General features: G+C 71.0%; 19 protein-coding genes. 7 read left to right on the forward strand and 12 right to left on the reverse strand.

Annotated features, from left to right (window positions below; all coding sequences use genetic code 11):
* Window positions 1-385: 385 nt before the first annotated feature.
* The gene (locus tag ACFY9V_RS19945) at window positions 386-1,432 is read right to left on the reverse strand and encodes a substrate-binding domain-containing protein (protein ID WP_391162161.1); all 1,047 of its coding nucleotides are present in this window, start codon (window positions 1,430-1,432) and stop codon (window positions 386-388) included.
* Between the two features lie 395 nt (window positions 1,433-1,827).
* Here ACFY9V_RS19945 and ACFY9V_RS19950 point away from each other — a divergent pair, with 395 nt between their 5' ends.
* Complete coding sequence (locus ACFY9V_RS19950) at window positions 1,828-2,652, forward strand: aldo/keto reductase (protein WP_391162162.1); 825 nt, start codon at window positions 1,828-1,830, stop codon at window positions 2,650-2,652.
* Between the two features lie 90 nt (window positions 2,653-2,742).
* On the opposite strand, the gene ACFY9V_RS19955 is transcribed toward ACFY9V_RS19950, so the two are convergent.
* Complete coding sequence (locus tag ACFY9V_RS19955; protein WP_355345913.1) at window positions 2,743-3,066, reverse strand: plasmid stabilization protein; 324 nt, start codon at window positions 3,064-3,066, stop codon at window positions 2,743-2,745.
* Between the two features lie 269 nt (window positions 3,067-3,335).
* Here ACFY9V_RS19955 and ACFY9V_RS19960 point away from each other — a divergent pair, with 269 nt between their 5' ends.
* Window positions 3,336-4,232 carry a DUF4389 domain-containing protein gene (locus ACFY9V_RS19960; protein ID WP_391162164.1) on the forward strand — a complete coding sequence of 299 codons (897 nt, stop codon included), beginning with the start codon at window positions 3,336-3,338 and terminating at the stop codon, window positions 4,230-4,232.
* 6 nt (window positions 4,233-4,238) lie between these two features.
* On the opposite strand, the gene ACFY9V_RS19965 is transcribed toward ACFY9V_RS19960, so the two are convergent.
* Window positions 4,239-5,438: a beta-1,3-glucanase family protein gene (locus ACFY9V_RS19965; protein WP_391162165.1), complete on the reverse strand. Its 1,200-nt coding sequence runs from the start codon at window positions 5,436-5,438 to the stop codon at window positions 4,239-4,241.
* Between the two features lie 158 nt (window positions 5,439-5,596).
* On the reverse strand, window positions 5,597-6,628 hold the full coding sequence (locus ACFY9V_RS19970) for a substrate-binding domain-containing protein (protein WP_391045613.1): 1,032 nt from the start codon (window positions 6,626-6,628) through the stop codon (window positions 5,597-5,599).
* A 376-nt stretch (window positions 6,629-7,004) separates the two neighbouring features.
* Here ACFY9V_RS19970 and ACFY9V_RS19975 point away from each other — a divergent pair, with 376 nt between their 5' ends.
* Window positions 7,005-10,151 carry a GH92 family glycosyl hydrolase gene (locus ACFY9V_RS19975; RefSeq protein ID WP_391162166.1) on the forward strand — a complete coding sequence of 1,049 codons (3,147 nt, stop codon included), beginning with the start codon at window positions 7,005-7,007 and terminating at the stop codon, window positions 10,149-10,151.
* A gap of 83 nt (window positions 10,152-10,234) precedes the next feature.
* Here ACFY9V_RS19975 and glgC read toward each other — a convergent pair whose 3' ends face one another.
* The 3 genes from glgC to ACFY9V_RS19990 form a co-directional block, all read right to left on the reverse strand.
* The gene (glgC, locus tag ACFY9V_RS19980; protein ID WP_355345901.1) at window positions 10,235-11,452 is read right to left on the reverse strand and encodes a glucose-1-phosphate adenylyltransferase; all 1,218 of its coding nucleotides are present in this window, start codon (window positions 11,450-11,452) and stop codon (window positions 10,235-10,237) included.
* A 101-nt stretch (window positions 11,453-11,553) separates the two neighbouring features.
* The gene (gene glgA / locus ACFY9V_RS19985; RefSeq protein ID WP_391045618.1) at window positions 11,554-12,729 is read right to left on the reverse strand and encodes a glycogen synthase; all 1,176 of its coding nucleotides are present in this window, start codon (window positions 12,727-12,729) and stop codon (window positions 11,554-11,556) included.
* A gap of 133 nt (window positions 12,730-12,862) precedes the next feature.
* Window positions 12,863-13,276: a nitroreductase family deazaflavin-dependent oxidoreductase gene (locus tag ACFY9V_RS19990; RefSeq protein WP_355345895.1), complete on the reverse strand. Its 414-nt coding sequence runs from the start codon at window positions 13,274-13,276 to the stop codon at window positions 12,863-12,865.
* Between the two features lie 465 nt (window positions 13,277-13,741).
* Here ACFY9V_RS19990 and ACFY9V_RS19995 point away from each other — a divergent pair, with 465 nt between their 5' ends.
* Window positions 13,742-14,314: a GNAT family N-acetyltransferase gene (locus ACFY9V_RS19995; protein ID WP_391052393.1), complete on the forward strand. Its 573-nt coding sequence runs from the start codon at window positions 13,742-13,744 to the stop codon at window positions 14,312-14,314.
* A 238-nt stretch (window positions 14,315-14,552) separates the two neighbouring features.
* Here the strand turns inward: ACFY9V_RS19995 and ACFY9V_RS20000 are convergent, their stop codons facing one another.
* Window positions 14,553-15,500, reverse strand: coding sequence for an SDR family NAD(P)-dependent oxidoreductase (locus ACFY9V_RS20000; protein WP_391162167.1), 948 nt, complete (start codon window positions 15,498-15,500; stop codon window positions 14,553-14,555).
* Window positions 15,501-15,662: 162 nt separating this feature from the next.
* Between ACFY9V_RS20000 and ACFY9V_RS20005 the strand changes: the two genes are divergently transcribed.
* The 3 genes from ACFY9V_RS20005 (at window position 15,663) to ACFY9V_RS20015 (ending at window position 17,819) form a co-directional block, all read left to right on the forward strand.
* Window positions 15,663-16,241: a helix-turn-helix domain-containing protein gene (locus tag ACFY9V_RS20005; protein ID WP_355345886.1), complete on the forward strand. Its 579-nt coding sequence runs from the start codon at window positions 15,663-15,665 to the stop codon at window positions 16,239-16,241.
* A gap of 184 nt (window positions 16,242-16,425) precedes the next feature.
* A complete protein-coding gene (locus ACFY9V_RS20010; protein ID WP_391052386.1) occupies window positions 16,426-17,328 on the forward strand; it encodes a SigB/SigF/SigG family RNA polymerase sigma factor in 903 nt (300 codons plus the stop codon).
* 209 nt (window positions 17,329-17,537) lie between these two features.
* Window positions 17,538-17,819, forward strand: a complete 282-nt coding sequence (locus tag ACFY9V_RS20015) for a hypothetical protein (protein ID WP_391162168.1) — start codon at window positions 17,538-17,540, stop codon at window positions 17,817-17,819.
* Between the two features lie 78 nt (window positions 17,820-17,897).
* On the opposite strand, the gene ACFY9V_RS20020 is transcribed toward ACFY9V_RS20015, so the two are convergent.
* The 4 genes from ACFY9V_RS20020 to ACFY9V_RS20035 all read right to left on the reverse strand — a co-directional run bounded on the left by ACFY9V_RS20020 (window position 17,898) and on the right by ACFY9V_RS20035 (window position 23,658).
* The gene (locus ACFY9V_RS20020; RefSeq protein ID WP_391162169.1) at window positions 17,898-19,700 is read right to left on the reverse strand and encodes a beta-xylosidase; all 1,803 of its coding nucleotides are present in this window, start codon (window positions 19,698-19,700) and stop codon (window positions 17,898-17,900) included.
* Complete coding sequence (locus ACFY9V_RS20025; RefSeq protein ID WP_391162170.1) at window positions 19,697-21,763, reverse strand: TIM-barrel domain-containing protein; 2,067 nt, start codon at window positions 21,761-21,763, stop codon at window positions 19,697-19,699. Before ACFY9V_RS20025 ends, ACFY9V_RS20020 begins: the two co-directional genes overlap by 4 nt.
* A gap of 87 nt (window positions 21,764-21,850) precedes the next feature.
* Window positions 21,851-22,612, reverse strand: a complete 762-nt coding sequence (locus ACFY9V_RS20030) for an ABC transporter permease subunit (RefSeq protein WP_391162233.1) — start codon at window positions 22,610-22,612, stop codon at window positions 21,851-21,853.
* A gap of 74 nt (window positions 22,613-22,686) precedes the next feature.
* The gene (locus tag ACFY9V_RS20035; protein ID WP_391162172.1) at window positions 22,687-23,658 is read right to left on the reverse strand and encodes an ABC transporter permease subunit; all 972 of its coding nucleotides are present in this window, start codon (window positions 23,656-23,658) and stop codon (window positions 22,687-22,689) included.
* Window positions 23,659-23,669 lie beyond the last annotated feature (11 nt).

The following is a 23,669-nucleotide window of genomic DNA, read 5'->3' on the forward strand; positions in this document are numbered from 1 at the left end:
TGGAAGCGCTCCCATAGCGGGTGGGTCGCGGATACGCGACGGTCGGGCGGAACGGGCGGGTTCGGTGCGCCGAGAGTCGGGGGGCCGCTCCGTCTGAGAGCGCTCTCAGGCCACCAGAAGGAGCGTGCCCGCTCCGGCGACCCCTCGTCAAGAGCCGTCGCACGACGAATACGGGAGGAGTGCCGCAATTCGGCCCGCGCGGTGGAGTGGTGACGGTCCGTCGGATCCGGCCCCGGCCGAGCGGGACCAGTCCGTCCGACGCGTCTGATCCGGCCGATCCGGTCCGTCGGGTCCGGCCCGGCCGTGCGGGCCCGACTGGTCCGGCCCGTCTGATCCGGTCCGGCCGATCCGGTCCGGCCGATCCGGTCCGGCCGGTCCGGCGGCCTCAGGCGGAGGCGCGGACGACCAGCCGGGTCGGGGTGACGATGGACGACAGCGCCGGAACGGCCTCGGCGGCCAGCGCGGGCTCCAGGGTGCGCAGGAGGAGGCGGGCCATGAGGCGGCCCATTTCCTCGATGTCCTGGCGGACGGTGGTCAGGGGCGGGTCGGTCCATTCGGCGACGGAGACCATGTCGTCGAAGCCGACGACGGCGATGTCGTCGGGGACGCGGTGTCCTGAGGTGCGCAGGACGCGCAGGGCGCCGGAGGCCATGACGTCGGAGGCGGCGAAGACGGCGTCCAGGTCGGGGCAGCGCTGGAGGAGTTCGGCCATGGCGCGGGCGCCGCCTTCCGGGGTGAAGTCGCCCTCGGCGATCATCCGCGGATCGGTCTCCGGCAGCACGTCACGGAACCCGTCCAGCCGGTCCACCGACGCCAGTTGGTCGAGCGGTCCCGCGATGTGGGCGATCCGGCGGCGGCCGATGCCCAGCAGGTGACGTACCGCGTCCCGCGCGCCGCCCCGGTTGTCGCAGTCCACGTACAGGGCGCGGCGGCCGGACTCCTGATCGGACCAGGTGGGACGGCCGCCGATGACGATCGGCACGTCTCCCCTACTGGAGAGCACGGGCAGCGAGTCGTCGGTGTGCAGCGAGAAGATCAGCGCGCCGTCCACGTGACCGCCCGCCAGATAGCGGCCCACCCGCTCGTAATCCGCGGCCCCTTCGGTCAGCAGCAGCACCAACTGATTGTCCCGCGCGGTGAGTTCCTTGCTGATACCGCGCACCTGCTGCGCGAAGAACGGGTCGGTGAAGAACCGCGTCTCCGGCTCGGCCACCACCACCGCGATGGCGTCATTGCGCCGCGTCACCAACGTACGCGCCGCTTGATTCGGCACATACCCCAGCTCGTCCACGGCCTTGCGCACCCGCTCCACCAGCGGTCCCCGTACTCCCGCTCCCCCGTTGACCACCCGTGAGGCGGTGGCACGCGACACCCCGGCCCGCGCGGCGACGGCCTCCAGCGTAGGACGCGGCGCGAAGCTCGGGTCGGACAAGGGACGTCTCCTTCACGCGGGGCGGCGTGGCACGGAACAGGCACAGCGTAACGGGTTACACCCCTCCCGAGAGAGCGCTCTCCGAAGCGAATTCGGCACGCTCCCGGATTCGGGGTGTTTGGCGGTGCGGGACCCGGGCACCCGAACCTTTGAGGCACCCCCCCGCCTCACAAGCCGATACGGCCGGCGGCATCCCCCCCGTCGTCCGGTCGTATCGGCTGGGCGCCCCTCATGACCCGCTCAGGGTCCGCGCGCCGGGGTCTGCCGTCGGCAGGCCGGATACGTCGGCAGAAGTTACGGTGGGTGAAGGCCGCCCTGTCACTCCGGGCTCGTCGCCGCAGGTCAGGCGGCTCCACCGGGAATCATCCGCCGAGACACGCAAGGAAGTCGCGCACATGTCTGCTGTGCCCGCTCTCACGCTCAACAACGGCGTCGCCATCCCCCAGCTCGGCTTCGGGACGTTCCAGATCCCGCCGAAGGACACCCGGGAGGCGGTCACCACCGCCCTGGAGATCGGCTACCGCCACATCGACACCGCCGAGATGTACGGCAACGAGAAGGAAGTCGGCCAGGCCGTCGGCGCATCGGGCCTGCCGCGCGAGGAGGTCTTCGTCACCAGCAAGCTCGACAACTCCTACCACGCGTACGGCGACGCCCTCACGGCCTTCGCGCGCTCGCTCGACGACCTGGACACGCCGTATCTGGACCTCTTCCTGATCCACTGGCCGAGGCCCGCGGTGGGCGACTTCACCGAGACCTGGCGGGCGCTGGAGGAGATCTACGCCTCGGGCCGCGCCAAGGCCATCGGGGTGTCCAACTTCCAGCCGCCGCACATCAGCCGCCTGCTCCAGAAGTGCACGGTCGTCCCCGCGGTCAACCAGATCGAGGTGCACCCGTACCTGGTGCAGGACGACGTACGGGCCTTCAACGCCGAGCACGAGATCGCGACCGAGGCGTGGTCCCCGATCGCCAAGGGAAACGTGCTCACGGACCCGGTGCTGGTGGCCGCCGCGGAACGACTGGGCCGCACACCCGCCCAGGTCACGCTCCGCTGGCACATCCAGCGCGGCGACATCGTCTTCCCGAAGTCGGTCACCCGCGCCCGCGTCGAGGAGAACTTCCGGCTCTTCGACTTCGAACTGCCCGAGGCCGACATGGCCGCCATCACCGCACTCGACCGCGGTGAGCGCACGGGCCCCGACCCGGACACCTTCAACTGAGCCCGAGCCTGAGCCCGGACCTGGACCGGGACCTAGACCTAGACCTGGACCCGAGTCGTCCGACGCCCGGTGGGCGTCAGCGGACGGGCGTCAGCGGCCGAGCGCCTTGGACAGCTCCGCCTTCGTCATCGACGAGCGGCCCTTGATGTTCCGCTGCCTGGCCTCGTTGTAGAGCTGTTCCTTCGTCGGGCCCTGCGCGCCGGAGTGCGAGCGCAGGCCGCCGCGGCGGCCCGACGACATGTCGTGGGTGGAACTGCGGCTCGCGGTGCGCGCCTCGCCGGAGCGGGCGCGCTCCTTGTTGACGGTGCGCGCCGCGATCTCCTTCGCCCGCTTCTCGGACCCGCCGCGGTCCTCGACGCTCTCCTTGATGTGCTCGTACTGGCGCTCGCGCTTGGCACTCGATCCCCTGGGCATGGCTCGCACCTCTCGGTCGTCGTCATCGCTGCGGCGGCGCCCGCGGGTCACGCGCGGCGCCCCTGTTCCCGCGCCTGCCCGGCACGTGCGGGCCTACACGGAAGCCCCCCTTCGCGCTCCATGGTCACCGCCCGCGGGAGCGCCCGCACGGCGGTGCGGCCCGTCCGGGCGTCACCCGGCCGCCCTGCTGGACATGCGAGGGGTGCTCCGTACTGCGAGGTTCGTCCACGAGGGCGTCTTCGTGGACGCCCCGGGACGGAGCGCCGGGCATGACGCAACCGATGTGGGCGAGGCCCGAGGGGGCCGAGCCGGTGGAGTGGCTGCCGGAACTGGACATGCCGGACCCGGGCCGCCAGCGGCGGCTGACGGTGCTGCTGCGCTGGCTGCTGCTGATCCCGCAGTTCATCGTGGTGTTCGTGCTCGGCGTCGGCGCGTTCTTCACCGTCATCGTCGGCTGGTTCGCCGCGCTGTTCACCGGGCACCTGCCCGAGGGCGTGGCCCGCTACCTCGGCGCGTTCCTGGCGTACGAGACGCGTGTGCACGCCAGTGCGATGCTGCTGGTCGACCGGTATCCGCCGTTCGCGCTGCGGCCCGCCGAGCACTATCCGGTGCGGATCGAGCTGCGGCCGGGGCCGCTGAACCGGCTCGCGGTGTTCTTCCGCATCATCTTGATGATCCCGGCCGGCATCGTGCAGGGCCTGGTGACCTCCGGCTGGTACGCGCTCGCCTTCATCATCTGGCTGATCACGCTGGTGCTCGGCCGCATGCCCCGGCCGCTGTTCGAGGCGAGCGCCGCGACGCTGCGCTACAGCATGCGGTTCAGCGCCTACGTGCTCCTGCTGACCTCCGCCTACCCCAAGCGGCTCTTCGGCGACGGCGACGCGCCTGGGGCCGTACCGGGCGCGGTGCGGCCGGGCATGCCGGGCGCCGTGCCGGGCGACACCTACGGGGCGGTGCCCGGAGCCGTTCCCGGCGCCCTCGCCTCCGCCACCCGGCCGCTGCTGATGAGCACCGCGGCGAAGGTCCTCGTCGGGGTCTTCCTGGCGGTCGGTCTCGCGGGCCACATCGTCGGCGACACCGTGACCGACTGGAACGGGAACAACGACGACAACGCCGCGGCAGCACCCGCCGCCGCGGCCGTCGTCGTCACCCCACCGGGCCGCTGACGCGGCTCAGTCGAACGGGTCGAGCGTGATCGACGCCTCCTGCGGGTCGCCGTCGTGGACCAGCGACTCGTGGTTGCCGACGTCGTCGAAGGCGAAGGCGTACGCGCTCCCGTCGGCCATCTGCTCGTGGATCTCGCGGGCGTACTGGTTGGTGTCCGCGTCCTGGTAGAAGCCGGACGCGTCCGCATCGGGCTGCTCGGAATTGGTCAGCAGCGTCGTGCGGTTGTAACCGGCGCACAGCGTACGGGAGATGGGGCCGCGCACCTGGTCGTTCGGCGCGTCCAACAGCTTGTAGCAGCCGAAGACGCTGTCGGAGTCCGGCTTCTGGAAGCTGGTGACGACCGCGCCCGAGGAGTCGGTGAAGTTCATGACGTCACCGGAGACCCGGCCGAAGTACTTGGTGTCCGGCTGGTCGCCGAAGGGCGTGACCGTCAGGGTCGAGGAACTGTACTTGTCCCAGACCCGGTTGATGTAGTCGTCCATCACCGAGGCGGGCAGCGCGCCGGACTCGATGCCGTGGCCGGGCGCGAGCGCGCGCAGGACGCTGCCGTCGGGCGCGGTCTCGACCAGGCCCGCCCAGCCGCCGGGCCGCGCCTTGAGGCCGTCGAAGAACCCGTTGTAGCCGCCGGGCTTGAGGTGTCCCGTGGTCTTCGTCGTCCCGTCCGCGGTCTTCACGCCGACCGCGTAGGGGGCGGAGAACATGTCGACCTGCGTGCTGTTGATCCACAGGCCCGAGTCGTTGAGCGTGTACTCGGTCCAGTTGAACAGGATGTCGTGGTTCGGGTCGTCCGGATTCTGCACGGCGGGCTGGACGAGGCCGCCGGTGGTCAGCTTGAAGACCAGCTTCTGGCCGTAGGAGAAGTACACCCGTCCGGAGAACTTGGGGAGCTTCAGGGTGAGCGACTGGCCGTCGGCGGGGCCCGCGATGGACGCGTCGGGCGCCTCGGTGGGGGGATTGCCGCCGGCCGGCCACGCGTGGAAGGCGCCGTCCGCGTCGGCCCAGCCCTGTTCTCCGGTGGCGAGGTTGGTACCGATGTCGTAGACGTAGACCTGGTCGCCGCGGCCGGAGTTGTTGGTGAAGGTGAGCGGAATGGTGTCCGGCACCGAGGCCGAGGCGGTCGACGCGAGCCCCGCGGCGGTCAGTCCGCCGCCGATCAGCGTGGCCGCGGCCAGCGGTACGAACAGTTTCCGTTTGGTGATGTACACGCTCTGTACTCCTCATCAGTTGGGGCACCGCGGAGGACAGACGTCGCCGGACATCGCGGAATCCGTTCCTCCGCAGCGGTTCTGAGAGCGCTCTCACCCTGATGGGGAATGGTGTGCATGTCAATGACGCGACAGTGGACTTCCGCTGCTGACGGTAATCACCGCTGATCCGGGGCGGGTTGGGGAGGCCGGAGGCCGCGGAATTCGCCGGAGCCGCGGATCACGAGACGGGTCAGCAGCACCACGGAGCGGGGTGCGGAGCGGTCGCCGCCGATCCGGGCGAAGAGCAGATTGGCCGCCGTGCCGCCGATGGCCACCGGGTCCTGGCTGACCACGGTCAGCGGCGGGCTGAGCCGTTCGGCGAGCGGCAGGTCGTCGAAGCCGACGATGGCCACCGGGGCCGGGTGGTCGAGGCCGTCGAGCACGCCCATGGTGATCAGGTCGTTGCTGGCGAACAGCGCGGTCGGCGGGTCCGGCAGGGCGCGCAGCCCGGCGAGCGCGCCGCGCGCCTCGCGGTGGGAGCGCAGTTCGTGCCGGACGAGGTCGGGGTCCTCCGGTATGCCGTGCGCGGCCAGCGCGTCGAGGTAGCCGAGGTGGCGCTCCCGCTGGGTCCAGATGCCGTAGCGGTCGCCCAGGTAGGCGATACGGGTGTGGCCGTGGCCGAGCAGGTGGCTGACCGCGCGTTCGGCGCCCGCGCGGTTGTCGACGGTGACGGTGTCCACGGCGAGGCCCTTGGCGGGCCGGTCCACGCAGACCACCTGGGTGCCGCCCTCCATGGGCTGCTTGAGGAAACCGTGGCCGCCGCTGGTCGGCACGATGATCAGGCCGTCCACCTGACGGGCGGTGAAGGCGGCGATGACCTCGCGTTCACGCCGCGGTTCGTCGTTGGTACTGCCGACGAGCACGACGTAGCCGCGGCGGTGCGCCTCGTCCTCGACCGAGCGGGCCATCAGCGCGTAGAAGGGGTTGGCGAGGTCGTCGACGACGAGCGCGATGGTGGAGGTGCCGAGGTTCTTCTGGCGCAGATTGCGCGCGTTGTCGTTGCGCTGGTAACCGAGCTTCCTGACCGCCCGCTCGACCCTGGCGGCGGTGTCCGGCGAGACGCCCGGCTCGCCCGAGACGACGCGGGAGACCGTCATGGGGCTCACCCCCGCGGTCCGGGCCACGTCCTTCATCGTCGGGCGCTTCACGGGCCTCCTCCTCGGCGTGCTTCGGGCCGACCGCCGTACGGGCTTGTGCCGATGATGTCAGGCCACGACGCGGACAACCATCGTCCGTGGTGGAGTGCTTGGTAACGTTCACAAAATGTCAGGCCCTCGCGCGTTCGACCCGACGCATCGTCACGCCGCTTTCGCGTGGACCTCGTCGGCGGCTCCGCACAGGCCTCGTACGGCCGGAAACACCCGATGTCCCGGCCTGGTCCGCACCCTTGACATTCAGTCAGGTACACCTCAACAATTCGGTTCTGCTTGGTAACGTTCACATGCACTTCGCGCAGCCCCCCGTGCCCCGAGGCGGCCCGCAAGGACGACGGCGCGCCGCCTCCGCGAGAAGGTGGTCTCCTCCGTGCCCCCCACTCCGTTCCGCATCAGAACCGTCGGCGCCGCGAGCGCCCTGTTACTGGCCGCCTTCGGCGTCGGCGGCCTGGCCGCGGCTCCCGCGCACGCCGCGACGCTGCCGCTGACGCAGTACGCCGACCCGTTCGTCGGCACCGACGACAGCTCGGCCCCCAACCCCGTGCCGGGCGGCGCGGGCGGCAGTACGTATCCGGGCGCGGTGGTGCCCTTCGGCGGTGTGCAGTTCAGCCCCGACACCCCGACGGCCTCGCCCTCCGGCTACCGCTACTCCGACACCTCGATCGAGGACTTCAGCCTCACGCACTTCGACGGCGCGGGCTGCCCGAACAACGAGGACCTGCCGCTGATGCCGGTCACTGGCGCGGTCAGCACCTCACCGGGCACCAACTGGGCGAGTTACGCGTCCGGTTACACCAAGGCGAACGAGTCGGCCGCTCCCGGCTACTACAAGAACCGGCTGGACAAGTACGCGACCAATGTCGAGCTGACGGCCACCACCCGTACCGGCATGGGGAAGCTGACCTACCCCTCGTCCACGGCTTCCCGGCTGCTGATCAACACCAGTCGCAGCGCGACGGGAAACCGCAGCGGCACGGTGAACGTCAACGGTTCCGAAGTGACCGGCAGCGTCACCGCGGGCGGCTTCTGCGGCTCCACGAAGACCTTCCAGATCTACTTCGACATCCGCTTCGACCGCGCCCCGACCGGGCACGGCACCTGGTCGGGCGGCACGGTCACCGACGGCTCGTCCAGCGCGAGCGGCACCAACACCGGCGCGTACGTCACCTTCGACACGACCGGCAACGCGGCCGTGCAGTTCAAGGTCGGGCTGAGCTACGTGAGCGTGGCGAACGCGCAGGCCAACGTGGTGGCGGAGAACAACGGCTGGGACTTCGGCGCGGTGCGCACGGCCGCCGACACCTCGTGGAACCAGATCCTCAACCGGGCGCAGGTCACCGGCGGCGCGACCGCCGACCTGAAGAAGTTCTACACCTCGCTCTACCACGTCTTCCAGAGCCCCAACGTCTCCAGTGACGTCAACGGCGACTACCGGGGCTTCGACGGCGCGGTGCACAATTCGACCCGGCCGGTCTACCAGAACTACTCGGGCTGGGACATCTACCGGTCCTGGGCGGCGCTGGTCGCGCTGATCGCGCCGACCGAGGCGAGCGACATCGCCAAGTCGATGGTCCTGGACGGGCAGCAGGGCGGTCTGCTGCCGAAGTGGTCGCAGCAGACCAACGAGGACTTCGTGATGACGGGCGATCCGGGTCCGATCATCGTGAGCAGTCTCTACGCCTTCGGGGCCAGGGACTTCGACACCGCGAGCGCGCTGTCGCTGATGGAGAAGGCGTCCAACGGCGGCACGATGCAGGGCTCGCCGATCCGCGGCAATCAGGGCACGTACACCAACCTGCACTATCTGCCCGGCGCGCCCTCGGACTCCCTCGAGTACTCCGCGTCGGACTTCGCGGTCGCGCAGTTCGCCAAGGCGCTGGGGAACACGTCCAGTTACTCCACGCACATGACGCGCGCGCAGTGGTGGCGCAACACGTACAGCACCGAGTCCGGCTACACGCAGCCGCGCAACTCCGACGGGAGCTGGGCGTGGCCGCTGAATCCGGCCAGCCAGAACAACTTCACCGAGGGCAACGCGTCGCAGTACACCTGGATGGTGCCGTACGACTTCTCCGACCTGATCAACGACATGGGCGGCCGGCAGACCGCGGTGCAGCGCCTCGACCACCACTTCACGCAGGTCAACGCGGGCCAGAGCCTGCCGTACTACTACATCGGCAACGAGCCGGAGCACGGTGTGCCGTGGGCGTACAACTACGCGCGGGACCCCGCGGGCGCCTCGGACGCGGTACGCAAGGTGATGACCGAGTCGTACACCACCGGTCCCGGTGGCCTGCCGGGCAACGACGACCTGGGCGCGACCTCGGCCTGGTACGTGTGGGCCGCGCTCGGGGTGTACCCGGCGACGCCCGGCGCGGACACGCTGGCGATCCACGGCCCGCAGTTCCCGTCCGTGCTGCTCCAGCGGCCCGGCGGCAACATCACCATCAACTCCTCGGGCAGCGGCGGCTATGTGCAGGGCGTCAGCGTCAACGGGACGGCCACCAGCCACAATTACCTGCGCTACCCGGACGTGGCGGGCGGCGGGACGCTGAACTTCACCATGGGCGGTACGCCGAGCGCGAGTTGGGGAACGGGCGCGGGCGACGTCCCGCCGTCCTTCACCGACGGAGCGACCCCGGTACCGGCCGCGCCCGAACTGGGCACGGACCTGGCCAAGGGCAAGCCGGTGACGGCCTCGGCGCCGTGCGCGACCGCGGAATCCGGCGACAAGGCCGTGGACGGCACGCTGAAGGACAACAGCAAGTGGTGCTCCACGGTGGCCAATCCGTCCCTCCAGGTGGACCTCGGCTCGGTGCAGACCGTGTCGTCGTTCGTGCTCAAGCACGCCGGGCTCGGCGGGGAGAACACCGGCTGGAACACGGCCGCGTTCACCATCCAGACCAGTACCGACGGCGCCAACTGGACCACCGCGGCCACCGTCACGGGCTCGCGCTCCAGCCGTACCTACCACCCGGTCTCGGCGCGCCAGGCCCGCTATGTGAAGGTCGCCATCTCCTCGCCGGTCAACGACGCGGCCGGCTCGACCGTGGCCGCCAGGCTCTACGAACTGGAGGTGTACGGCGGCGGCCAGGCCGATCTCGCGCTCGGCCGCACCGCGACCGGCTCCGACGCGTGCGGCACCACCGAGACGCCCGACAAGGCGGTCAACGGCAGTTACACCGGCGGCAACAGCGACAAGTGGTGCTCGAAGGTGTCGGGCACCAAGACCCTCCAGGTCGACCTCGGCGCCTCGCACGCCCTGTCCTCGCTGACCGTCCGGCACGCCGGGGCGGGCGGTGAGGACCCGAGCTGGAACACCAAGGACTTCGACCTCGCCGTCTCCGCCGACGGCAGCACCTGGACCACCGTCGCCCAGGTCCGCGGCAACACCGCTGACTCCACGACCAACGCGGTGAGCGCCACGGCCCGTTATGTACGGCTCAGCGTGATCACGCCGACCCAGAACACCGATCCGGCGGCGCGGATCTACGAGTTGGAGGTGTACGGCAGCTAGGCGGCGCTCCCCCGGCCGCACGGGAACGGCGGCCACCCCTCGGTGCGAGGGGTGGCCGCCGTTCCGCGGACGGGCGGTGCGTGTCAGAGCACCAACTGGGCCTTGCCCAGCGCGATCACCCCCGCCGCGGAGACCGTGTACAGCTCGCGGTCGCGGTCCGGGTTGACGCCGATGGTGGCGCCCGGCGGCACGTCGACGTTCTTGTCGAGCACCGCGCCCCTGACGATGGCGCCGCGCCCGACCCGTACGTTGTCGTGCAGTACCGAGCCCTGGACGACGGCGCCGGTGTCCACGACCACGCCGGGCGACAGCACCGAGCGGGTGACCTGCCCGCGGATCTCACAGCCGGGGCTCACCACCGACTCGCCCACGATGCCGCCCGCGGCGATCTTGGCGGGCGGGAGCTGCCCGGAGTGGGTGTAGATGGGCCAGCGCCGGTTGTGCAGGCTGAAGGCGGGCTGGTCGGAGATCAGGTCCATGTGCGCGTCGTAGTACGCGTCCAGCGTGCCGACATCGCGCCAGTAGCCGTGGTCGCGGGCGGTCTCGCCCGGCACGTGGTTGTTGTCGAAGTCGTAGACCTGGGCGACGCCCTGGTCGGTGAGCCGGGGCAGGATGCTGCCGCCCATGTCGTGGACGGACTGCGGGTCCTCCGCGTCCTCGTGCAGGGCGTCGATCAGGGTCTTCGTACTGAACAGGTAGTTGCCCATCGAGGCGAAGACATGCTGGGGGTCGCCGGGCAGCCCCGGCGGGTCGAGGGGTTTCTCCAGGAAGCGTTCCACTTGTATGCCGTCGGCGGCGGGCGAGATCACGCCGAAGCCCGCCGCGTCGGCTCTGGGCACCTTGATTCCCGCGACAGTGACGCCCGCGCCGTGCTCGATGTGCTGCGCCAGCATCTGCCGGGGGTCCATCCGGTACACATGGTCGGCGCCGAACACCGCGATGTAGTCCGGCTGTTCGTCGTGCACGAGATTGAGGGACTGAAGGATCGCGTCCGCGCTGCCGAGGTACCAGCGCGGGCCGAGCCGCTGCTGTGCCGGTACCGGCGTCACGTAGTTGCCCAGCAGGCTGGACATCCGCCAGGTGGTGGTCACATGGCGGTCGAGCGAGTGGGACTTGTACTGCGTCAGCACGCAGATCCGCAGGATGTCCGCGTTCACCAGGTTCGACAGGACGAAATCGACCAGGCGGTACGTGCCGCCGAAGGTCACCGCTGGTTTGGCCCGGTCGGCGGTCAGCGGCATCAGCCGCTTTCCCGCGCCACCGGCCAGCACTATGCCCAGTACCGAAGGTCCTCCACGCATCGAGACCCCCCCTTGTCGTCTCTGCCGCTCATATCTGCTCCTCGTGCCGTTCTCGTGCCTGATCCCGGTCCCGTGTTCCGGCGTTCACCGGCTCACTCCGCCTACCGGCCCTGCGCCAGCACCGACGCGTACAGCTCCGCCGTACGCCGTGCCACGGTGTCCCAGCCGAATTCGCGTACCGCGCGGTCCCGGCCCGCCGCCCCCATCCGCTCCGCCTCGGCGCGGTCGCCGATCACCCGGTTGAGCGCCCGCGCGAGTCCCGCCTCGAACGCGGCGGGGTCCTCCTCGCGGTAGGGCACGAGCAGCCCGGTGACGCCGTCCTCGACGACCTCGGGGATGCCGCCGACCGCGGAGGCGACCACGGGTGTGCCGCAGCCCATCGCCTCCAGATTCACGATGCCCAGCGGCTCGTACACCGAAGGACACGCGAACACCGCCGCGTGGGTGAGGAGTTGGACCACGGCGGGGCGTGGCAGCATCGCCGGGATCCAGTGCACGCCATCGCGTACCGCGTTCAGCTCGTCGAAGAGCGCGCGGAATTCGCGGTCGAGCGCGGGGGTGTCCGGCGCTCCCGCGCACAGCACGAGCTGCGCGGACGGGTCGAGTTCGCGGGCGGCCCGCAGAAGATGGGGCACGCCCTTCTGCCGGGTGATCCGGCCGACGAAGAGCACGTAGGGGCGCTGCGGATCGATGCCGATCCGGCTGAGCACGTCGGTGCGCGGGTCGGGCCGGTAGGTGGCCGTGTCGATCCCGTTGCGGATGACGTGCACCCGGTCGGGGTCGAGCGCCGGATAGCAGCCCAGGATGTCGCCGCGCATGCCGTCGGAGACCGCGACCACCGCGTCGGCCGACTCCATCGCCGTGCGCTCGGCCCAGCTCGACAGGGCGTAGCCGCCGCCGAGCTGCTCCGCCTTCCAGGGCCGCAGCGGCTCCAGCGAGTGGGCGGTGAGCACGTGCGGTATGCCGTAGAGCAGCTTGCTCAGATGGCCCGCGAGGTTGGCGTACCAGGTGTGCGAGTGGACGAGGTCGCGGCCCTGAAGACCGGCGGCCATGGCCAGGTCGACGGAGAAGGTGCGCAGCGCGTCGTTGGCGCCGTCGAGCGTGGACGGGGCGTGGTGCCGGGTCACCCCGGTGTCGGGGCTGTCCGCCCCGTCGCCCCAGCAGTGCACGGCGACATCCACCAATGAGCGCAGTTCACGGGCCAGGAACTCCACGTGGACCCCGGCTCCGCCGTATACATCCGGCGGATATTCCCGGGTCAACAGACCCACCTTCACCGAGACCTCCTGCCGTCGACAACCGTGTGCCCCTGTTGCCTTCCCCGGTTGGACGCGGCCTACCGCGCGGGAGCCTGACGTAATTCCGCCGCCCGCGCGGTCCGACGGCAGGTCGCACCCGCCGCGCGCGGTCCTAGCGGCGGCTGAGCGCGATCACCGGGATGACCCGGCTGGTCTTCTTCTGGTAGTCGGCGAAGCCGGGGAAGCGGGACGCCTGCTCGGCGTACTTCTCGTCGCGCTCGGCGCCCTTGAGCTCCTCGGCGTGCACGGGGATGGTCTCGTCGCCGATCTCGATGTCGATGTCGGGGTGCGCGAGGAGGTTGAGGTACCAGGCGGGGTGGGTGTCGGCGCCGCCCTTCGAGGCGAACACCAGATAGCGGTCCCCGTCGGCCATGTACATCAGCGGGTTGACGCGCTCGATGCCGGTACGGGCGCCGCGGGTGTGCAGCAGCACCATCGGCGCGCCCTCGAAGGGGCCGCCGACCTTCCCGTGGTTGGCCCGGAACTCGGCCGTGATCCGGGCATTGAAGTCGTCGCCGTCGCTCATTCACCGCTCCTGACAGATGTGGTCAATACGGGTCCCACCGGTCACCTTAGCCAAGCGGCCGGCCCGTTCTCCGTATCCGCGAACGCGAGCCCCTGGCCCGGCATTCCCCCGAACGGGCGTGCGTCGCGCGGGCCTCGGACGGCGGTGCGGCCGTTCTGCGGGAAATCGTCCGGATCGCACTGGACCACGCGTCACACCGGTCACCCGCACCGCGTACGACGCAGGGGCACGCGCAGGCGGGCGTGCGCGGAACAGGTGCATCGTTTTCCCGCCAGATCCGGCGGGCCGCCCGGCCGACGTGCGCCGGGGCCGGCCGGGCCGCCCGCGTGCCGGGGGCGCAAGCACACGGCCCACCGGGCGATGGCCAATACAGCGGATCTGCCCAGGTGACGCGGAAAGTGGAATGACGCTTTACGGACGGCTGTCCGGAGCCGGACAGGGCACACGGAGGAGAGACCGCGCGTGATGACCAACAGCCGCTCCGCCGCACCCGTTCCGCTGCGCAGCGGGGCACGGTTGGCGCTGGCACTGGCGAGGGAAGAGATGATGCAGGACTACCACCGGTGGGAGACCGATCCGGCGACCGTCGTCGGATTCGGGGCCCGCTGGCCGGTGTCCTGGGAAGTCTTCCAGGCTCGTTTCCACAGTGGCCATACCTCCACCCACTACCAACTCTTCGAAGTGATCACCACGGACAGTGGCATTCCGGTCGGGACCACCGCGCTGAGCGTCGACCAGTCGGCCAACAGCGCCGAGTACACCCTTGTCATCGCCCCGGAGCACCGCGGCCTGGGCTACGCCGCCGAGGCCACCGCACTCACCCTCGACTGGGCTTTCACCATCGCGTCGCTGAGCGCGGTGTGGCTGGAGGTACTCGCTCCGCACACCGCCGCGGTGCACGCCTACCTCAAGGCCGGTTTCCGTGACGCCGGGCGGCTGCGCAGCGCCGCGCTGTGGCAGGGCAGGCGCGTCGACAAACTCCTGCTGGACTGCGTCCCCGGCGACCTGCCGGGGACCGAGCCGGACGAGAGGAGGTGATCCACGATGTCATGCTCCGACGTGAACTGCCGTAAAGGCGGGTGCACCACCGACCCCGACCGCACCGGGCGCGAAGGCGGTCAGAAGCGCGGGTGAGCGGCCATCGGCCGGGCGCCGCGGTGCGTGACGTACCGCGGCGCCACCGTATATACGGAAGTCTCCGTGCGTTCCCGGAGACGTCCCCACCGATGCCACCGGAGATGTCCCCGCCGTTGTCCCCGGAGATGTCCCCGCCGCGCTATCCGGCGGCCAGGGTCGCCACGGACACCTCCCACAGCCGCCGCGCCGCCTCCGGGTCGAGGGCATAGGCCGCGACGCCGTCGGGGGCGCCGGGCCGGTTCTCCGCCGCCTCGTCGCAGTCCTCGAAGTACCGGCCGCCGACGCCGTCGAGCAGCGGAGAGGCCGCGACCAGCACCGAGGTCGCCGCGCCCTGCTCCGGGGTCTTCCACCGGGGGAGGTCGGGGCCGCGCTCGGCGCGCAGCCGGTTCAGCTCCTCGTCGGACACGTAGCGCTGGAGCTTGGTCCTGATCCCGCCCGGCATCAGCGCGTTGACGGTGATGCCGTCGCTCGCCCAGCGCTTGGTGGCCTCGACGGCGAACAGCACGTTGGCGGTCTTGGACTGGCCGTACGCGGACCAGGGCTCATACGGCCGCTCGCGGAAGTGGATGTCGTCGAAGACGACGGGCGAGCGCAGATGGGCGCTGGAGCTGACCGCGACCACGCGGGCGCCGCCCGCCGCGGCGAGCGCCGGGCGCAGGCCGGTCGCCAGGGCGAAGTGGCCCAGGTGGTTGGTGGCGAACTGCATCTCCCAGCCCTGCGGGGTGCGCATCTCGGGCGAGGCCATGATTCCGGCGTTGTTGACCAGCATGTGCAGCGGCCCCTGCCAGTCCGCGACGAAGGCGGCGACGGACGCCTGGTCGGCCAGGTCGAGCGGAGCGACCCGCACCTGCTCGTTCCCCGTGGTCCTCGTGATGTCCTCGGCGGTCCGCCGGCCTGCCTCCGCGTCCCGTACGGCCAGCGTCACCTCGGCCCCGGCGGCGGCCAGGGCGCGGGCGGTCTCGACACCGATGCCGGACGCGCCACCGGTCACGACGGCGCGGCGGCCGGTCAGATCGATGCCCGCCAGCACGTCGGCGGCGGTGGACTCGCTGGTGAAGGGGGTGGTGATGAGGGGGTTTGACGTCATGATCCGTGCGTCTCCTCGGTAGCGCGGAGGGCATGGCACTGCCGGTACGATAAAAACCGGAGGAACCTCCGCTCAGATCCACCGCAAGCGGAGGAACCTCCGCTTGCAAATTCGTCGGGCCGCCGTGCCCCGACGATCCGCGTCCCACCGAGGAGAGACACCGTGCCGGGCACCTCACCCCGCCCCCTGCGCGCCGACGCGCAGCGCAATCGCGACCGGCTGCTGGCCGCCGCCGTGCGCGCGTTCGCCCACGACGGGCCCGAGGTGACGCTCGAGGCCATCGCCAAGGACGCGGGGGTCGGCATCGGCACGCTCTACCGGAACTTCCCGACCCGCGAGGCGCTGGTCGAGGCCGCGTACCGCAACGAGCTGACCCGGCTGTGCGACGCCGCGCCCCGGCTGCTCACCGCCGCTCCCCCCGACGTGGCGGCGCGCGCCTGGATGGACCACTTCATCGACTACATGACGACCAAGCGCGGCATGGCCGACGCGCTGCGCGCCGTGATCGCGTCCGGCGGCGACCCCTTCGCGCACAGCCGTGAGGCGCTGCTCGGCGCGGTCGGCACCCTGCTGCGGGCGGGCGCGGAGGCCGGGACGCTGCGGGCGGACGCCGACCCCGAAGACGTGCTCGTCGGGCTCGGCGGGGTGGCGCTGTCGGCGGCCGGTCCGGAGCGCAGGGCGCAGGCGGGACGCCTGCTGGACCTGCTCATGGACGGATTGCGCTACCGTGCGGGGCAGTAGTCGCGGCGCGCAGCCGGAGACGGGACGCGCGACGGGACCCGGCAGAACACGGACGAGGACGCGAAACAGGCCGCCGCTCGGACCCGTTCGGGGCCCGGAAAAATTGCTCGAAAAAAAGTTGGCATAGGACGTTCGACAGCGGGCAAGCGGCTTGTGGACAGTCTTACCGAGGCGAGGCGATGACGTGACCACACAGGTTCAGCAGTCGGACAGCGCGTACGAAACGGCGACGCTTGAGGCATCACCGCGATCCGAGGGCGGCTTGATTGGTGAACTTCCGCGGATCGACGACGCCACGGCGGTGGCCCCCAAGGACGCGCGGGCGCTGTCGAAGCTCTTCTTCGACCGGCTCCAGGCCGTCGAGGAGGGCACCCGTGAATACCAGTACGCCCGCAACACGCTGATCGAGATGAACCTCTCGTTGGTGCACTTCGCCGCCGGGCGCTACCGCAACCGGCCGGCCACCGACATGGAGGAGATCGTCCAGGTCGGCACGATCGGCCTGATCAAGGCCATCGACCGGTTCGACCTGTCGCGGGAGAACGAGTTCACCACCTTCGCCATCCCGTACATCGTCGGCGAGATGAAGCGGTTCTTCCGCGACACCTCCTGGGCCGTGCACGTGCCGCGCCGCCTCCAGGAGCTGCGCGTCGAGCTGAGCAAGGCCAAGGAAGCGCTCGCGCTGGTGCTGGACCGCGACCCGACGGTGGCCGAGCTGGCCGCGCACCTCGACCTGACCGAGGAAGAGGTCATCGAGGGCCTGGTCGCCGCCAACGGCTACACCGCGGGCTCGCTGGACACGCCGTACAACGACGGTGAGAGCGGCGGTGACGGCGAGGGCCGCACGCTGGCCGACACCTTCGGCGAGTGCGACTACGCGATGGACCTCATCGAGAACTTCCAGAGCCTGGCCCCGCTGATCGCCAAGCTCCCCGAGCGCGACCGGCAGATCCTCCAGATGCGCTTCGGCGAGGAGATGACGCAGGCGCAGATCGGCGAGGAGCTGGGCTACTCGCAGATGCACGTGTCGCGGCTGCTGAGCCGCACCATCGCCGGCCTGCGCGCGGGCCTGATGACGCAGAAGTAGGCAGCCGGAAGCAGGCAGCGAGCACGACGAACGGCTGAGGGGCCTCCCGGACCGGGAGGCCCCTCAGCCGTTCACGCCTGCCCGTACCGCTCCCCCGTCGATTGCGCGACACGTGAAGTGTGTGACGGACAGTGAACGGGGAATGCGAGGGGTAGTTGACGATTGCGGGATGAGGGATCCGGATGACGGATGACGAAGGGGTGCGGTCCATGACCATTGCCAGTGACAGCCAGTCCGTGTCGGACGAACTGCGCGACCGGGCGGGCGCGTTCGTGAACAGCCATGTCGACATGTGGGTGACGGTGGAGGACGACGGGGTGCTGATCCTCGCCGGTGGCGACGCCGCGGAGCTCTTCCAGGCCGCCACGGACTGGCTGCGCGAGGGGCCCGCCTATACGGTCGCCTCGGTCGGCTGGGCGCGCCAGGAGACGGAGCCCGCTTACGCGTTGCGACTGGTCCTTCGGCAGCCGGTGGGCGGCGGGGCCGTGTGACCGTACCCGTCCGCGGCCCCGTGGCCGGAAGGCCGGGGGTCGCGGACGGGCCCGTGTGCGTGGCGGAGGCGGTCGGGACTACGAGACGTCCGCGCGGTCGACGGCGATGTTGTTCCCGGTGCTGTGCGCGTTGCGCGCGCCGGTGTTGGTGATGGTCAGGGTGTGGCTGCCGGACGGGAGCGCGGGGCTGGTCCACACGGTGCCCGAGGCGTTGCGGGCGGCCGCGTAGTTGTCGACGGTGACGGGTGAACCGCCGTCGACCGAGAGCGACATGATGCCCTGGTCGGTGTCGCGGACGGCATGCAGGGCGACGGTGCTCCCGTGGAAGTGGAAGGTCGCCGAGGCGCCCGCGGTGAACGTCCAGTTGGCGGTCTGCTGGTACATGTCGGTGATGCCGTTGGCGACGCCCCAGTTGGCGCCGTACTGGAAGTAGTTGGCGTCACCGGAGTTGGTGGCGGTGCCGTCCACGACGGTCGTCACCGGGTCGACGGGTCCGGTGGAGCCGTTGCCCGCGGTCAGGGTGACCGTGTAGGCGTCGGTGCCGCTGGTGAGGGTGACGGGGACGCGCAGGGTGTTGCCGTCGGGGGTGAGGTCGGAGTCCAGGACGGTGGCGGGCGCGCCGAGCGGGGACTGGTCGGGGATGCGCTGGATCTTTGCGTGCACCTTGCCGTTGCCGCCGCGCAGCCAGGAGGCGGCGGACAGATTCTGGAAGGTGACCGTGGTGGTGCCGCCCTGGCCCGAGTTGTTGCCGATCAGCGCGAGGACCTGGTGGGCGGTGGTGTCCGCGCCCGCGGCGACGGCGATACCGCCGCTGCCCGTGGTGCCCAGCAGGTGGCCGCCGATCCGCGCGTATGCCTGGTAGACCCACCACTGGCCGGTCGGCTGGCCGCCGACGAGCAGGGAGTCGAGCGTCCCGGCCCCGCAGCAGTCGGTCCAGATCGCGTGCGCGGCGGACGCGACGCCCGAGGCGGAGAGCCGGTCGAGGAACCAGGCGGTGTAGGCGGCGTTCTGCTGCTGCGAGAACAGGTACTCGTTGATGGTCAGCGGGAGCGGGGCGATGCCGTGCGCGGACAGCAGGGCGCGGGCGTCGGCGGCGTCGGCCGCGGGGTCGTTGCCGAAGTGCCAGTTGACGACGGTCGGCAGGGTGTTGTCGGCCTTGGTACGGCCGAGGAAGTCGTCGAGCCAGCCGTGGTTGTAGCCGCTGTAGGAGGGGCCGACGATCTGCGCGGAGGGCACCAGGCGGCGGATCTCGCGCACCGCCGTGTCCCACATCTGGTAGTACTGCGCGCTGTTGACACCGCGCTGCCAGAAGCCGGTGCCGTCCGGCTCGTTCCAGATGTCGTAGCTGACGGGCACCCCGGACGCCTGGACGTCGGCGACGAGCCGGTCGATGAAGGCCGCCCAGTTGGAGCAGTCGCCGTTGTCGCAGGGGTAGACGGTGTTCGACGGCTGGGTGGTGTCGGCGCCCCAGACGTCGGAGACCAGCAGGTGGTAGGTGGCGCGGTAGGGCGCGGCGGTGACGCGGCGGGCCTGGGACAGCGCGGAGTCGACGCGTATCCGGTAGCCGGAGCCCGCGGTGTAGCCGTCGCCCAGCCAGCCGCCGCCCGCGATCCGGGCGCCGCCGCCGCGGAAGAGGGTGGGCTTGAGGGGTTGGAGCAGGCTGTCGGCGGGCCCCGAGCCGTCCTGGCTGAGGCCGTAGAGGAAGCCGGAGCCGGCCTGGTTGGGCACCGCGCCCTGGTTGCCGAGGTCGACGGAGACGGTGGTGTCGGCCGCGGCGGCCGGGGACGGGCCGAGGGTGGCGCAGGCCAGGACGGCGGCGGCCAGCGCCGCCGCCGCCAGTGCGGTGGCGCGCCACCGGGGTCGTGCCGTGGACGGGTTCATCTGTCCTCCTTGACAGGTGGGGTGGGGGGTACGTCAGCAGGTGGGCCGAGCGGGTCGGCGCGGTCGCGCACGAACAGCGGTACGGCGTCGAGCGGGGCGGGGACGGTGACCCACCGGCCGCCCGCGTACCGCGTCGGTGTCGGCGTTGTGGGGTGGTCCGGGGCCCCGGCGCCCTCGAGGTGCGTCCAGTCGGCGCCCGCGGGGAGGTAGACGCGGCGCTCACGGGCGCCGGGGCGTGTGACCGGGGCCACCAACAGGTCGTGTCCGCACAGGAATTGGTCGTCCACCGACCAGGCGGTGGCGTCGTCGGGGAATTCGAGCAGCAGCGGGCGGAGCAGCGGCAGCCCGTCCTCGCGCCCCGCGTCCAACTGGGCGTGCAGGTAGGGGCGCAGCCGCTCGCGCAGGGCCAGCGCGCCGGTCATCGCGCGCTCGGCGACCGCGCCGTAGGACCAGATCTCGTTGGGCCCGCCGCCGGTGCCGATCGGGCCGTGGAAGACGCGCGGCTCGCGGTGACCGTGCAGCCGCAGCAGCGGGCAGAACACGGCGAATTGGAACCAGCGGACCATCAGCTCGCGGTAGTCCTCGTCGTCCGGGTCGCCGCCGTGGAAGCCGCCGATGTCGGTGGTCCACCACGGGATGCCGCTCATGGCGACGTTGAGCCCGGCCCTGATGGAGTCGGCGAGCGCGTCGAAGGTCGCGGGGATGTCGCCGGACCAGAGCGCGACGCCGTACCGCTGCGAGCCCGCCCACGCGGATCTGACCAGCGACAGGATCTCCGTCTCGCCCTGCTCGGCGAGGTGTTCGTACACACCGCGGGCGTGTTCGCGCGGGTAGAGGTTGGCGACCTCGCTGCCGGGGCCCGCCGCGTAGCTGAGATTGTGCGGGTGTCCGGGGCGCATCTCCGGTTCGCAGGCGTCCAGCCAGAAGGCGCGGACGCCGAGCTTGTAGTAGTGCTCCTGGAGCCGGTCCCACAGGGCGGCGCGGGCGGCGGGGTCGGTGGCGTCGTAGAAGGCGACGCCGATGCCCTCGGCCGCGTCCTCGGTGTCCGGCCAGTCGCCGTGCGAGGTCACGCCGTTGTACGTGGCGACGAGCTGGCCCGCGTCCCGCAGCGCCGCGTAGCCGGTGGACAGCGGGCTGACCGACGGCCAGACGGAGACGGCCAATTCGACGCCGAGCGCGCGCAGTTCCTCGACCATGGCGCGCGGGTCCGGCCAGTCGCGGCGGTCGAAGTCCCAGTCGCCGAGATTGCGCCAGTGCAGGTAGTCGACGACGATCACCGACAGGGGCAGGCCGCGGCGGGCGTATTCGCGGGCGACGGCGAGGAGTTCGTCCTGGTCGCGGTAGCGGAGCTTGCTCTGCCACAGTCCGGAGGCCCAGCGCGGGAAGGCGGGGGCGTGTCCGGTGGCGGCGGCGTAGTGGCCGAGGACGTCGGCGGGGGTGCGGCCCGCGGTGAGCCAGTAGTCGAGCTGCTGGGCGCGGTCGGCGACCCAGCGGGTGCCGTTGGCGGCGAATTCCACCCGGCCGACCGCCGGGCTGTTCCACAGGAAGCCGTAGCCTCGGCTGGACACGGCGAAGGGGACGGTCACCTCGCCGTTGCGCTGCTGGAGTTCGAGGACCGTGCCCTTCTGGTCGAAGCGGCCGTGGCCGTGCTGGCCGAGGCCGTGGATCCGTTCGTCGTCGTACGCGGCGAAGCGCTGCTCGATCCGGTACTTGCCGCCGCCCGCCGACTCGAAGTGCCGTGCTCCCGGCCACCAGAAGTGCGGCGGCTCCTCGCGCAGCAACTCCGCGCCGGTGTCGGCGCGTACGGCCGTGAGCAGTCCGTCGGAGGCGGCGACGGTGATCCGCAGCAGGCCGTTGGTCAAGGTGGCGTGCGTGTCGTGGACGTCGATCTCGCACGCGGAGGGTGCGGGCGCGGTCTCCAGCGCGCCGGGCAGGCCGTCGGTGACGCGGTGGACACCGGCCCGCACGCGGACGCTGTCGGGTCCCCACGGCTGGATCTCCAGCACGTGGTGGCCGTGACGCCACCGCAGGCGGTTCGGGGAGCGGGTGAACGCGGACGGCAAGGTCTCTCCTCGGTGGTCGGGGTCGCGGCCGGCCGGGGTCGCGGCCGGTCGTGGTCGCGGGGCCGGGCGGGGCAGGGCTGTTGGGGGTCAGTCCTTGACGGCGCCGCTGGTCACGCCCGCCGCCACGTAGCGCTGGGCGATGACGAGCAGCACCGCGGCCGGGAGCGAGGCGATGATCCCGGTGGCCATCACGCTGTTCCAGTCGCTGAGATGGGCGCCGATGAAGCGGTAGATGCCGACGGTGACGGGCGCCCGGTCGTCCTGGGTGGTGAGGGTGACGGCGAACAGGAAGTCGGCCCACGCGAAGAGGAAGGAGAACAGGCTCGCGGTGACCACGGCGTTCCTGCTGACCGGCAGGATCACCGACAGCAGGGTGCGCAGCCGTGACGCGCCGTCGAGTTCCGCCGCCTCGCTCAGTTCCGCGGGCACACCGCGCATGGCGGTGCTCAGGATGAGTGCCGCGAAGGGCACGCACAGCGTGGAGTCGGCCAGGATCAGCGCCAGCGGCGAATTCAGCAACTGGAGCTTGTTGGCCATCGTGTAGAGCGAGTTGGCCATCACCACGCCGGGGATCATCTGCGCCACCAGGAAGGCGAAGGTGAGCATCCGGCCGCCGGGCGCCCGCAGTTGGGCCATACCGTACGCGGCGGGCACCGCGATCAGCAGCACCACCAGGACGGTCCCGGCCGACACCCCGAGGCTGACCAGGAGGTGGCCGCCCTGGCTGGACAGCGCCCTGCGGTAGCCCTGGAGCGTGCCGTGCAGCGGGAACCAGGTCGGGGAGCTCTTCACCAGATCGGTCGAGGGCAGCAGCGACGCGTTGAGCATCCAGTACAGCGGGAAGAGCATCACCGCGAGGATCAGCAGCGCGATCACGGTGTTCAGCGGGCGGGTGAACCGGCGCGCGCCGGTGGCGGGGGCGCTCACCGTCCCGCCTGCCGCTGCTCACGGGTGCTGCGCAGATAGACCGCGGCGAAGACCACCGCGACCACGATGAGCAGGTTGCCCACCGCCGCGCCGCGCCCGAACAGCAGTTGCTGGAAGGAGAGGTTGTACGCGTAGGTGGTCAGCGTCTGCGAGGACCCGGCGGGGCCGCCCTGGGTGAGGATCATGATCACGTCGAAGACCTTGATGGTGTAGATCAGTCCCAGCGTCAGCACCACGGCGGTAACCGGCCGCAGCAGCGGGAGCGTGATGTGCCGGAAGCGGCGCCAGGCGTTCGCGCCGTCCAGCGACGCGGCCTCGTACAGCTCCCCCGGAATGCTCTGGAGTCCGCCGTAGAGGATCACCATGTTGAAGGGGATGCCGACCCAGATGTTGACCAGCGTCACGGCGATCAGCGAGTCGTGGGTGCTGGCGAGCCACGGGATCGGATGGCCCGTCAGACCCAGGCTCAGCAGCGCGTGGTTGAGCACGCCCGAGTCGGTGTCGAGGATCCAGCGCCAGGCGGTGCCCGAGACCACCAGCGGGAGCAGCCAGGGGATCAGCAGCAGTGAGCGCAGCGGGCCGCCCAGCGGGAAGGACCGGTTGAAGAAGACCGCGAGGGCCAGGCCGATGGCGAACTGGAAGGCCAGCGAACCGGCCGTGAACAGCACGGTGTTGACGACGGTGCGGGAGAAGTGGCTGTCGTGGAGGACGGCCGTGTAGTTGTCCCAGCCGACGTACGGCGCGACGCCGGTGTAGAAGGAGGAGACGGTGTAGTTCTGGAAGCCCATCCGGACGTTGCCGGCCAGCGGGTACAGATAGAAGCCGAGGACGTAGAGCCAGGCGGGGGCGATGAAGGCGAAGGCCGCCCAGCGGCCGGTGCGGCGCCGGGGGCGGCGGCCGTGGCCGTCCTGCCGGGCGGCGACGGGCTTCGCCCGTGCCACCGGGGCGCTGCGGACAGTGGTGGACATCGGTCGGCCCC

The organism is Streptomyces sp. NPDC008317 (assembly GCF_042955955.1).
In the GTDB taxonomy this organism is placed as follows: domain Bacteria; phylum Actinomycetota; class Actinomycetes; order Streptomycetales; family Streptomycetaceae; genus Actinacidiphila.

Excerpts from the sequence above, each read along its gene's own strand:
- ACFY9V_RS19995 (WP_391052393.1), top strand. The coding sequence starts at position 13,742 with ATGACCAACAGCCGCTCCGCCGCACCCGTTCCGCTGCGCAGCGGGGCA.
- ACFY9V_RS20035 (WP_391162172.1), bottom strand. The coding sequence starts at position 23,658 with ATGTCCACCACTGTCCGCAGCGCCCCGGTGGCACGGGCGAAGCCCGTC.
- ACFY9V_RS19950 (WP_391162162.1), top strand. The coding sequence starts at position 1,828 with ATGTCTGCTGTGCCCGCTCTCACGCTCAACAACGGCGTCGCCATCCCC.
- ACFY9V_RS19990 (WP_355345895.1), bottom strand. The coding sequence starts at position 13,276 with ATGAGCGACGGCGACGACTTCAATGCCCGGATCACGGCCGAGTTCCGG.
- ACFY9V_RS20000 (WP_391162167.1), bottom strand. The coding sequence starts at position 15,500 with ATGACGTCAAACCCCCTCATCACCACCCCCTTCACCAGCGAGTCCACC.
- glgC (WP_355345901.1), bottom strand. The coding sequence starts at position 11,452 with ATGCGTGGAGGACCTTCGGTACTGGGCATAGTGCTGGCCGGTGGCGCG.
- ACFY9V_RS19955 (WP_355345913.1), bottom strand. The coding sequence starts at position 3,066 with ATGCCCAGGGGATCGAGTGCCAAGCGCGAGCGCCAGTACGAGCACATC.
- ACFY9V_RS20015 (WP_391162168.1), top strand. The coding sequence starts at position 17,538 with ATGACCATTGCCAGTGACAGCCAGTCCGTGTCGGACGAACTGCGCGAC.
- ACFY9V_RS20030 (WP_391162233.1), bottom strand. The coding sequence starts at position 22,612 with ATGCTCTTCCCGCTGTACTGGATGCTCAACGCGTCGCTGCTGCCCTCG.
- ACFY9V_RS19960 (WP_391162164.1), top strand. The coding sequence starts at position 3,336 with ATGACGCAACCGATGTGGGCGAGGCCCGAGGGGGCCGAGCCGGTGGAG.
- ACFY9V_RS20020 (WP_391162169.1), bottom strand. The coding sequence starts at position 19,700 with ATGAACCCGTCCACGGCACGACCCCGGTGGCGCGCCACCGCACTGGCG.